We start from the raw sequence: 6,491 nt of genomic DNA on the forward strand, positions 1-6,491 counted from the left end.
TCATGACTGATAGCATGCCAGCCTATATTTATCGCTTTTCTCTATCTCTGCCTGCTATATCCGCCTCATTTCTATTCGAACTGAACATTCATAACGTGCTTGTGGTTACAAGTAATATTGAACGATTACTCAAAATTACTTGAATGACTGTTCAAAACCTTTTATCGTAGAAACGATACATATTGGGGTTTTTAATACTTGGCAGGTAGTACACGAGAGTCTTGAAGATTACTCATATTCTTCAATATCCCTACCGTATATATAAGCGGCCGTCTATCTCCAATGTATTACGACTGGATAATCACCAAAATTAAAAACGTCAAAAAAATAATAACGATTCAAACCTTAAGAAGGAATGACTACTATGAACAAATATATGGCTGGAATAATAGCTGCTTTTATCGCGACCATCGTTATGTCGCTACTTCTCATGCTAAAAAGTGCAATAGGCCTCATGCCTGATTTAGATATTATTGCGATGCTTGAATCGATGATGGGTGGCAGTCATGTAATGGCTTGGATTGCTCATTTTATGGTCGGATCGATCGGCTATGGTATCGTCATGGCATTGATAGCAGGTACGGATAGAAGTAAGAACTTTACGCTGACTGGCGCAATGGTAGGTGCAATTGGTTGGTTTATGATGATGATTGCTATTATGCCCATGATGGGCAATGGCTTATTTGGTTTATCTATGCCAAGCGGCATTATGATTCCAATCGCCACTCTTATGCTACATCTCGTATTTGGTGTAGTATTGGGCAAAGTTTATGCCAAGCTGGTTGCCGCACACTAAACACTTGAACACCAATTAGCTATAAGAATGTTTGATTGAAGTTCGATATCAAAAATCAACATTAGAAAATGACATCAAAAATATAAACTTAAGTGCCTTTATAAGTATTTGAAATAAGCTGCTAACGATGACCACTAAAACACTTGGCCATCATTAGCAGCTTTTTATTTTCTGCAGCTTTTTTTCTATAATTATCGTAAATCATCCACGACAGCTAGCATTGCTACCAGTGATGCTTCGCCTAATTTGATAGAACGCTCTGGCGACCAACCCATCTCTTCATCGGGCAGATTATCATTGTCTTTAAATGGCATCTCTAACGTATTAGCGAGGCAATCAAAACGCTCTGCTACCCAATTGGTGGCAACGGTCATATTGGCAGCACCTGGTGCATCGATCTCATAGCCAATCTCAGACTGAAAATCAGCACTGGCTAACTTTAATACGTCTGAAAACTTATCACGTAGTCCAGCAAGACGGTCACTGTAGCTTGGCGTCCCTTGTGAACCAGCGAGGAATACGTATGGCAATGCTTCATCACCATGCACATCATAAAATAGATCCACGCCCGTCGCTTCCATTTTATTAATCACATGAAATACTTCAGGGCTTTTGTCTAAGCTTGGACTCTGCCATTCACGGTTTAGGTTGGTTCCGACAGCGTTAGTACGCAGGTGTCCGCGCACGCTGCCGTCGGGATTCATATTAGGAACGATGTAGAAGTTTGCTTTGTCTAGTAACTGTTTGCCAGTCGCATTATCGCTATCTAACAAGCTATACAACAAACCCTCGATCAGCCATTCAGCCATCGTTTCACCTGGGTGCTGACGAACAGTAATCCATATATTACGCTTGTGAGCAGCACCGTCACCTATTTTGACTAGGGTCAAGTCACGTTTATCAAGCGTTTCGCCTAGATGCTCTAACGTCACTAGCGGATGCACTTGCACAGCGGCCAATAAATCTTGATGACGCTCATAGCTATAAGGCGCAAAATACGCAATCTGAATGGTTTCGCACTCTAACTCTACCATGATGGTCAATTTGCCATCTTTATAAGACGTTGGCAGACGGAACCAATGCTGACGATCATAAGAAGCCACCGCTTGGTAGTTCTCCCAACCTTCTAGATAAGACGCCTCTCCTGCATTCAGAATATTGAGAACATACTGCTCCCCTATTTGACCTGATAGACGAAAGTTAAACCATTGAAAAAACTCGCCACCAACATCTGGACGAATCGCTAATTGAATGTCTTTTTTGTCATCTGCATTAATAATATCAATGTTGCCTGCATCAAAATTAGCCGTGATATGCATAGTTATTCCTTAATTGATTTTTATGATTGTGTTTTAAGTATTATGTTCGTTATCGACTTACTATTTTACCTATTGCCTTTTAATAATCTCTAACTTTGTATGGGGCATTAGATATACATTTACTTGGTCATTACCAGCTCATTTTCAAGGCAATCACTTGCCAAATCTATCTATTCAGATTGAATATCTATCGTTGACTGCTAAAAGATTAAACGTCCGCCAATAACTCGACACTCACTTGAAAGTAATCATCGTCTTTTATAGTAATACTGACGTTACCGTTATGCGCCCCAACGATAGACTGTACGATAGATAGCCCCAAACCTGTTCCTGTATGGCGATTTATTGTTTTGTGATGTCGATAGAAGCGCTCAAACAACTTATCTGCCTCACTTTGTGTCAACGGCTCATCTAATCGGTTGGTGACGGTCATTCGTAAAATAGCTTGTTTTGATTGTTGAAGACTGCTTATTGTTGTGCCCACCATCTTATCTGAGTTTACTCTATCTGCCCTAATGGTTATAACGCTATCTTGAGCAGCATAATAAATCGCGTTCGATATCAGATTAGCAAAGAGCCTTTGTAATAAACTTTTATCTCCTAAGACAGTGCTGAACTCACCTTTGGTTTCAATAGCGATACCTCTGTCTTCTGCAATCATTTCGTAGTAATCAACGAGCTTGGTGATTAAACTGTCCGTATCCACGTAACTGATTTGCGAGTCACTCAATCCTTTTTGGGTTTTTGCCAGCAGCAGCATATTATTTATCATGGCCGATAGCTGCTCTAACGTGTCATGTTGATGGTGTAGCTGCTCAATGTATTCATCGCCAGCTCTCGGTTTATTTAACATGACTTGCGTTTGCGTGCTGAGTGTCGCTATTGGAGTGCGCAGCTCATGGGCGATATTGTCTGAAAACCGTGACAATGATTCAAAATTACTTTCAAGCTTGGCCATCATTGAGTTGTAAGATTCTGCTAATGGTCGCAGCTCTAACGGCATATCACTGACCGTGACTCTATCATCCAATCTGTCAGGATTCATTGTTTTCATTTTTTGGACGATGGTCGCCAAAGGTGCAAAACCCCAGTACACACCCAATGCCGCTACTGAGACGAGCAACAAGGTAATCGCGAACAAAATCATACTAAGCTGACGATTGAACTGTAATAAATACTGATGATGCACATCTATAGGCAGTGCGATAAGCGCGAGCATTTTGTCGTCTTCAATGACCATTGCTCGATAGTATCGACTATTGATATTCATCACAAACTGTTGCTTATCATTATCTTGTTTCAGTGATGACAGATTAAACCCTTCCCCTAGCTCTTGAGCAAAGTTATTGGGGGTACTAGACAGTATCTGCCCTTCTTTATTAGCGATAATGGTTTTTAGATCGTAATCTAGCCAAGAAGAATGCTGATGATCAGCTTCATCTGATATCGCTGTGGTAAAAGTATCTCCATCAGGCATTACGTCAGGTGCCGCTCTTAGCGACTGTTGACTATTTAATGAATATTGAGAGCTAGGTAGGGTTTGGGAAGTTATAGGGCTACTAGGTTCTATCACTCGTTTACGTAAGTTAAAAGCCGCATGGGTCATAATCTCAGCGTCCATTTGCTCAAAATGGCCTTTAACAGAACGCTGTATCCATATATAAATAATAACCTGTGATATGACAACAAATATCGTGAGCAATAGCACAGTACGCCATAATAGTGGCAAACGCCGATTATCAAACCTATATTTCATATTAGACATTGCCAGCTTCGTGAGATGGTTTGCTATCAAGCGCTGTATCGACAGCTTCTAACCGATAGCCCATCCCGCGCACCGTATGAATCAGCTTTTCGTCATGATCATCGTCTATTTTTATACGAAGACGCCTTATCGCCACATCAATCACATTGGTATCATTTTCAAAGTTCATATCCCATACTTGGGAGGCGATGATTGAGCGTGGAAGCACTTCACCGCGGCGCTCTAATAAAAACTGTAGTAAGGAAAACTCTTTTGCCGTGAGCTTAATAGGCTTATCTCCTCTATGCACCGTGCGCTTGGCAATGTCCATCTTGAGATCCGCTATTTGCATAATCGTACTTTGATAGTCGGCTTGATTGGCACGTCGTAATAAGCTTTTCATCCTGACGATCAATTCTGCAAAGGCGAAAGGTTTGGTCAAATAATCATCACCACCAATCTCAATCCCCTTTATCTTGTCACTCAAGTCATCTTTTGCGGTTAGAAATAACACAGGTGTATGCTTGCCAGCCGCTCGGTAATTACGCACCAGCTCAAAACCACTAACGTCAGGTAGCATCACATCCATCAATATCACGCTAAATTCTTCCGTCATCAATGCATGATAGCCGTCTAATCCTGTTAGCTGATGATCCACGATAAACCCAGCCTCGGTTAAGCCTTTTTTTATATACTCGCCAAGCTTCAATTCATCTTCTACCAGCAGTACTTTCATGGTAATTCCTCAATACGGTCATGATTGTTTAACGCTCTAACCAGCACAGGTGACAACATTGACTGGTAGCTGACAAAGATGTCATGTGCTCGTAATCAGACTGTCAGTTTTATTTTGCTAATCTATATAAACGGTACATAGGTGCTCGTTTCAATACTTAGCTACTATCCAATACTTAGGGCGTGTCCTCAATTCAAACGAGTGTCTCTAAATGGGCTAAAAACAGCTAAATTTTGCCAAACATCGTCAAATAGTTGGTCAATATCTCGATATTATCTGCACTATTTTCCTCGTTTGACGGCAATTTATCTCATTTTTATCACCATTTTTAAAATAAGGACACGCCCTAGCTACGATGAATTATTTTTATCGGTAATCAATGTAAACAACTTACAAAAGAGGTTTTATATGAAAATTCACGGTTCATTCAAAAAAGCAGTACTGCTGTCGGTATCTGTACTTATCGGTACTACCACTGCCAATGCGCATACGACGGATCTAAGCACTTCAATCATCAACAACTGCGACGCTGTGACTGAGTTTGCAAAAAACTTGGATCATAACGATGCTCAGCTCTCAAATTCACAAATGAAAAGCTATATCGATGCGAGAGTGGCTTGTGAGATTGAACACAAAGATCAACATCTACAGTCTGAAAAATACTTCATCAACAAATATGGTAGCGATAAGTGATATCAGCTCTGATGTCATACTAAAGGATTACTGACAACATTAAAAACCATAAATAGTAAGATGACAGAATTGTAATCTTACCGTCATCTCTCTGTCAGAATCACTAAAGTATGCTTTAAAGTAACTTAATATCTTAAAGTCTTTTCGACTACATACCAATTTAAATAAGGATTTACCATGTCATTATTCAAATCAATGCCACTGTCTAAATCAATCGTAGCAACTGCTATAGCCTTAGTTGTTTCAACCTCTGCGTTGGCACACGACCCAAAAATGCATGCTGAAAAAGACCAGATGAACTGTGAGAAAATGCAAAAGCATATGCAGATGATGCAAAAAATGGATCATAGCAAAATGGATATGAATGATCCTGCTATGAAAGCCATGATGGCTAACATGAGCAAAATGAAAGCGATGTACCAAAAGCACTGTGTGAGCAGCGATAGCGACTCTTAAATATCAATTTATAAGTTCAACACTATAGTCAGTTCAATATAATTTCGATACAAGGAAACCGAGTGCAAGTTATACATTAGTATGCTTAGCGAGGATGACGCTGTAGCGGATTTATATAGACTTGACTATATTGTTAGAGAAGCTGATCAAGCAGTAATGGGATATTAAAGAAAATGGATTTTTAGGACAAACCTATGAAGTTCTTGTTAGGAATACTTTTTACTGTCTTTGTCGCTATTGTGGGTATTTTTATTACGGTGACTAGTGGCATGATAAATATCGGTGCTGATCGAGCTCATAGTCCGCTGGTTTACGATTTTTTAGAAACTGCTCGCACACGCTCAATTGAACATGCCAGTAAGAATATTTTGGTTCCCAATTTAAAAAAGGCGGAAATGATCAGCTCGGGCGGTGCAGATTACAAAGATATGTGTGCAGGCTGTCATTTGTCTCCCGGCGTCAACAGCACAGATTTAAGTAGCGGTATGTATCCAAAGCCTCCTAATTTTACCGAGGCGGATATCGTTAAGCGCTATCAAAACGAAGCCGGTGCCAGACAAAGCTTTTGGGCGATTAAACATGGCATTATGGCGTCTGGCATGCCCGCTTGGGGCGCTACTCACGATGATGATAGAATGTGGGCAATGGTCGCTTTTATCAGATCGTTACCTGAATTAAATGAAAACCAGTACACCATGCTAACGACTAGGATAGACGATGATATGTTGGGCATGTCATTTGATGGTG

Annotated in this window: 7 protein-coding genes; 4 read left to right on the forward strand and 3 right to left on the reverse strand. The window is 40.4% G+C overall.

Annotated features, from left to right (window positions below):
• Nucleotides 1-364 precede the first annotated feature (364 nt).
• Entirely contained in the window at nt 365-796 is a 432-nt protein-coding gene (locus tag JMX96_RS11275; RefSeq protein ID WP_201569091.1) for a DUF6789 family protein, read from the forward strand.
• A 191-nt stretch (nt 797-987) separates the two neighbouring features.
• On the opposite strand, the gene JMX96_RS11280 is transcribed toward JMX96_RS11275, so the two are convergent.
• The 3 genes from JMX96_RS11280 to JMX96_RS11290 form a co-directional block, all read right to left on the reverse strand.
• Nucleotides 988-2,115 (reverse strand): M14-type cytosolic carboxypeptidase, encoded by a 1,128-nt coding sequence (locus JMX96_RS11280; protein ID WP_201569092.1) that lies wholly within the window; start codon nt 2,113-2,115, stop codon nt 988-990.
• A 208-nt stretch (nt 2,116-2,323) separates the two neighbouring features.
• Entirely contained in the window at nt 2,324-3,871 is a 1,548-nt protein-coding gene (locus JMX96_RS11285) for an ATP-binding protein (protein ID WP_201569093.1), read from the reverse strand.
• 1 nt (nt 3,872) lies between these two features.
• Nucleotides 3,873-4,595, reverse strand: coding sequence for a heavy metal response regulator transcription factor (locus JMX96_RS11290; protein WP_201569094.1), 723 nt, complete (start codon nt 4,593-4,595; stop codon nt 3,873-3,875).
• Nucleotides 4,596-5,003: 408 nt separating this feature from the next.
• Here JMX96_RS11290 and JMX96_RS11295 point away from each other — a divergent pair, with 408 nt between their 5' ends.
• From JMX96_RS11295 to JMX96_RS11305, 3 genes are all read left to right on the forward strand, one after another.
• Nucleotides 5,004-5,288: a hypothetical protein gene (locus JMX96_RS11295; RefSeq protein ID WP_201569095.1), complete on the forward strand. Its 285-nt coding sequence runs from the start codon at nt 5,004-5,006 to the stop codon at nt 5,286-5,288.
• 177 nt (nt 5,289-5,465) lie between these two features.
• Nucleotides 5,466-5,744, forward strand: coding sequence for a hypothetical protein (locus JMX96_RS11300; protein ID WP_058025813.1), 279 nt, complete (start codon nt 5,466-5,468; stop codon nt 5,742-5,744).
• A gap of 194 nt (nt 5,745-5,938) precedes the next feature.
• Nucleotides 5,939-6,491 (forward strand): c-type cytochrome (locus JMX96_RS11305; protein WP_201569096.1); only part of this gene is annotated, 553 nt, incomplete at its 3' end.

This window comes from Psychrobacter sp. JCM 18900, from assembly GCF_904846625.1.
In the GTDB taxonomy this organism is placed as follows: Bacteria; Pseudomonadota; Gammaproteobacteria; order Pseudomonadales; family Moraxellaceae; genus Psychrobacter.